This is a genomic window from Gemmatimonadota bacterium (genome assembly GCA_026706845.1).
Lineage (GTDB): Bacteria > Latescibacterota > UBA2968 > UBA2968 > UBA2968 > VXRD01.
Map to the genome: position 1 here is coordinate 1 of JAPOXY010000165.1, position 4,763 is coordinate 4,763.

Annotated in this window: 4 protein-coding genes; 1 reads left to right on the forward strand and 3 read right to left on the reverse strand. The window is 54.1% G+C overall.

The window, feature by feature from the left end; translation table 11 throughout:
- Positions 1-336, forward strand: a 336-nt coding sequence (locus tag OXG87_15430; protein ID MCY3870940.1) for a hypothetical protein, incomplete at its 5' end; no start/stop codon positions are given.
- Here the strand turns inward: OXG87_15430 and OXG87_15435 are convergent.
- The 3 genes from OXG87_15435 to OXG87_15445 all read right to left on the reverse strand — a co-directional run.
- On the reverse strand, positions 291-1,688 hold the full coding sequence (locus tag OXG87_15435; GenBank protein ID MCY3870941.1) for an ammonium transporter: 1,398 nt from the start codon (positions 1,686-1,688) through the stop codon (positions 291-293). The genes OXG87_15430 and OXG87_15435 overlap by 46 nt on opposite strands.
- Positions 1,689-1,730: 42 nt before the next feature.
- On the reverse strand, positions 1,731-3,893 hold the full coding sequence (locus OXG87_15440; protein MCY3870942.1) for an ATP-binding protein: 2,163 nt from the start codon (positions 3,891-3,893) through the stop codon (positions 1,731-1,733).
- Positions 3,890-4,763 (reverse strand): ABC transporter substrate-binding protein (locus tag OXG87_15445; GenBank protein ID MCY3870943.1); only part of this gene is annotated, 874 nt, incomplete at its 5' end. The genes OXG87_15440 and OXG87_15445, both read right to left, overlap by 4 nt.

The window sequence follows — 4,763 nt, forward strand, 5'->3', positions numbered from 1 at the left end:
TTTCTCTCTTTGCTATCTCTCGCGCTGGAGACCGGACGTACACACCAGATCAGAGTGCATCTGGCAAACCTCAATCGTCCTGTATTTGGCGATCCGCTATACGGTGGACGCGAGGAGCGGCTGTCTGGAATTGCCCCCCTGTTTCGCAGGGGAGCAGCCCACCTGCTCGCACAAACTAATCGACAGATGCTCCACGCGACTCAATTGACATTTGTGCATCCCGTAAGAAAAGAAGAAATGATGTTTGAAGCGCGCCCTCCAGGGGATATGCAGAAGATTCTTGCCGGCACTTATTCCTCATCATCTTCTTCTGGCATAAGCACAAATTCGGGATAGGCGTCAATCCCCAATTCCCCAACATCTTGACCCAATTGTTCGACCTGGCGCGACACGCGCGCACTCAACGTCATAGCAATTACGCGCCACAAAACCCACGAGGTCACAAACACGAATGCGCCAATCGCTACGATGCCGATCAATTGCACACCTAAGTTACCGCCGCCAACAATGCAGACCGCTATGGTGCCCCAGATACCGGCGAACAGGTGAGCCGGTATCGCCCCCACCACATCGTCCAGTTTGATTTTTTCCAGAAGCTTGATTCCGGCAGTACACACAACTGCGCCAATAGCACCAATAATGACCGACCAGTAATGAGCAACAATATCAGGTCCAGCGGTAATCGAGACCAGACCGGCGATTGCGCCATTCAGCCCTGCAAACAAATCTATGCGTCCCAAAATAGGTCGAGAAACTAAAAGAGCTGCCATAACACCGGCTGCGGCCGCCAGATTGGTATTGACCAGTACATGACTCATCGCGACCGCGTCAAGCGCGCTTCCCAATGCCAGTTGAGATCCGCCATTAAAGCCAAACCAGCCGAGCCACAGGATGAAGACGCCCAGCGTCACCACAAGAATATTGGATGGTGGCGTGGATTTAACCGTACCATCGCTGCGGAATTTGCCGAGCCTCGGTCCGACGACTATCGCACCCGCAAGAGCTGCCCAACCACCGGTGCTATGCACGATGGTCGAACCAGCAAAATCCTTGAAACCCATCGCACTCAGCCATCCCTCGCCCCATGTCCACGCACCGACGATGGGATAGATAATCGCTGTCAGCACCAGAATAAAAAGGAAAAAAGACCACAGCTTGACTCGTTCGGCCAGGGCTCCAGAGACAATGGAAGCAGTGGTCGCAACAAAGACCATCTGGAAAAACCAGTCCGACATAGTGGAATAGCCGTTCTTAACTACTGCCGCCGTTGCGGCCGCCTTTGCAGCATCATTTTCTGCCGCCAGCAGAGCAAGTTCATCACCAGACGGTCCGTATAAGAATTTAAATGACCCAATCACATTCCCCACATCGACGTACATGAGGTTATAGCCGATGAAATAGTAGGCAAGCCCGGCAATGGAATAGATGCCAATATTCTTCAGGCAGATCATGGAGGCATTCTTGGTGCGCACAGAGCCGGACTCGAGCATGGTAAATCCCGCGCACATCCACATTATCAGCGCGCCCCAAATAAGGAATGAGAATGTATTGAAGACAAACAGAGTTTCTTCGTCAACTGCCGCATACGCGGCAGTTGTAGCGCACGCAAGGAACCCGAGCACCGCAAGTGGTTTTCCCACCAGATTAGTGAACCGGTGCTGAATAAAGGCTTTCAAGAACATTTGCATGACTGCTCCTCCCATAGTGATGAGACAGTGCCTCCACCCCTTCTATCTAGCTACCTCTTCGGTCGTCACCGCGGGCGGCACCAAAGGCAATTCAACTATCATCTCGGTGAATTCACCGGGATCGGATACAACCCGGATATTTCCCCCGTGTTCGCGCACAATATCGTTGGAAAGGGCAAGGCCAAGACCCGTGCCCTTATCTGTCGGTTTGGTGGTAAAAAAAGGATTGAAAATTTTATCGACAACCTCGGGTGGAATCCCATTCCCATTATCTCTTATGCTTATCTCTATCCGATCATCCAGGCGCCTGGTGCTCAGCGACAGGGTCGGGAAAAAAGTCTCGCCATCATCTGCTTCAATAGCACGCCTTTTCTCGTCGGTAGCGTAACAGGCATTGCCTACCATGTTGAGGAATACGCGCCCCAGATCCTGCGGAACAATTTCGATTTCCCCCGCATCTGGATCTAAATCCGTCTCAATAGTCAAGTTGAAGTCCGCGTCAGTCGCCCGTGCGCTGTGATAGGCAAGGCGGGCGTGTTCATCGAGCAAATTGTTGATTTCAGTGGGCTGTCGTTCGCCAGAGCCGCGCCCCATCATGAGCATGTCGTGAACAATGCGGTCAGCGCGATTGCCGTGTTGGAGGATACGCCCCATGTTGTCGGTGAGGTCCTGGCATATCTCATCAACCAATTCGCGCTGCTCCTCGCTCAGTGCTTCGGGATTTTCGTCCAGTACCTCCACCAATTCCTCCATTAGCTCTTCCGACGATTCTGAAAAGTTCTTCACAAAATTCAGAGGATTCTTGATCTCGTGCGCCACACCTGCAGTGAGTTCGCCGAGCGAGGCCAATTTCTCGCGCATGACGATCTGGTCCTGTGCCACACGCAAGTCGTCCAGCACTTTTTCGAGCTCTTCGTTCTTAGATTGCAACTCTTCTGCCAGTTTTTCCACCAGATTCAGGCGCTGCACCTCCAGGGCATGGCGGCGAAAAACTTCAAGGGCTGCGGCCATGTCTGCCACCTCGTCGTTCCCGCCGATATCGACCTTGCCCTCCAGGTCGCCGTCAGCCATGCCGCGCATCCGCACGGATAGTCGCTCGAGACGGGGCAATAGCATTCGTCCCACGAATAAATAGGCGATCAACAACGCGCCAGTAATGCTGATCACATTCAAAACCAACAGCAGACTGCGCCCGGTGCCGATAGCCAGTGTGGAAGCGTGGGTAGCTTCCTTCGCACTTATGCGGGCAGCATTTACCAGCCCTTCGGCTTCGGCGACCAGATCGAGGGCAAGAGATTGATTGCGTGCGAGCAGATCCCGCTGGTGCGCGACGTGTTCGAGTTCCCGCATACGCAGGTCAAATCCTCCTTGCTCTCCCAACCCCAACTGGTACAGGCGGGCACATATCGGAGCGATCTGACTACTCGCACGAGCCGTTCCGAGTGCCGACAAACTCCATTCAATCCTATCTTTAGCAGCCTCAAAGCGCTCCCGCAATGGCTCAATCAAGGGCGCATCTGAAAGATTGAAAGCACTCGACAAAAGCTGGATTGCTGTGGTGGCGTCTGCTTGCAATGCAGCCAGATGGCGATAGTGGTCGAACTCTTGTCTCGACAAGTGCTGTGCAGGCGACGCGGGAGCTTCGCCGAGATTGCGATACCCCGTCATAGCGTAGAACAACTGATCGTCAATAAGCGGAACCATGACACCAACCAGTTCATTGCGCACTTTAACCAGTTCTGCGCGCAGGGCTTCACTCTGTTCTTGCAGCACAAAAAGCTCGGCCACCGAACTTTCAATTGCTTCAATATTTGAGATCAGGGTACCACCCTGGGCGCGAATGCGACTGAAGCGCTCCTCTTCTTCACCTTGCTGCGTCAGAGCCGCCAACTGCGCTTCAAAAGTGTTTCGCTCTGTGGCGATCTCGGCAATAACCTGATTAAATGTCTCTGGCGTTGCAGCAGCGATGAGACGCGGTGCTGCAGCTACAATGGCACCGCTTTGTTGGGCGACTCCAAATGCGGCTGCCATTCCGGGCACACTGCCTTCATTCACGCGACTTTGCGCGTCACCCACACTGTTGAAGGAAAACCAGCCAACCAGACTCGCCCCCATAGTGAGGACAACAGCACCGCCAATACCCAAATAGAGTTGCGTCGAGATTCGGTAGCGGCCTTCAAGCAGGTGTTTTAGTATGTCAATCATGGCTTTATTGCGTCCCGCAGAGTTTGGATCGAGCGATAGCTGCCATCTGTGCCAATCACGGTGAGAAAAACAGCGTCTGAACCCTGATTGTCATTTGCGCCATAGCGAAGTTCAAAGCCATCCAGATCAATAGTATCGGCACCGCGCAAATTCTTGAGAAACCCAACGCGGTCAACCTCTCTGCCACAGCGTTCGAGAGCAGCGATAGCCAATCGCCCCGCCAAATAGCCTTCGTAGGAGACAAAACCGGGAGTCGCTTCGGGGGCGTGGGCCGTTAGAGCACGACGATAGGCAACACCAACGGGGAGAGTGTTATCTGTTGGAAAAGGTACGACCTGAGTGACGAAGACCCCAGCACCACCGCGACCGAGTTCCCTGGCCAACGCATTGCTGCCCACAAAGGAGATGGTCATGAATACGGGATCCATACCCGTGTGCCGCGCCCAGGCAATCAGCGTTGCCACCGGCTTGTAAGCTCCGATCAGGATTACGGCATCGGGATTTGCACTATGCAGGTTGAGCAGACCCGTCTTCACCGCCGTGGTATTGCGTTGGTACACCCCTATTGCCACAGGTTCCATGCTACGCCGCTCAAGAGCCTGCCGCACGCCGCGATAACCCGCCCGACCAAAAGAGTCATCCTGGTACATAACGGCAATGCGTTTAATACCCAGGTCTGTAGTCAAACGAGCGACCATAGCCTCGGTCTCCTGGTTATAGGACGCCCGCAGGTTAATCACGTTTTGCCACCTGACTTCACGCAGGAAGGCCGCACCTGTAAAGGGGGCGATGTAGGGGACACCCGCAGCGGCAGCCACAGGGGTAGCGGAGAGCGATGTAGGTGTACCGACAGCACCGACCAGTGCGAAA

What these genes read in the sequence shown, in the direction of transcription:
- OXG87_15440 (MCY3870942.1), bottom strand. Translation starts at nt 3,893, where the DNA reads ATGATTGACATACTAAAACACCTGCTTGAAGGCCGCTACCGAATCTCG.
- OXG87_15435 (MCY3870941.1), bottom strand. Translation starts at nt 1,688, where the DNA reads ATGCAAATGTTCTTGAAAGCCTTTATTCAGCACCGGTTCACTAATCTG.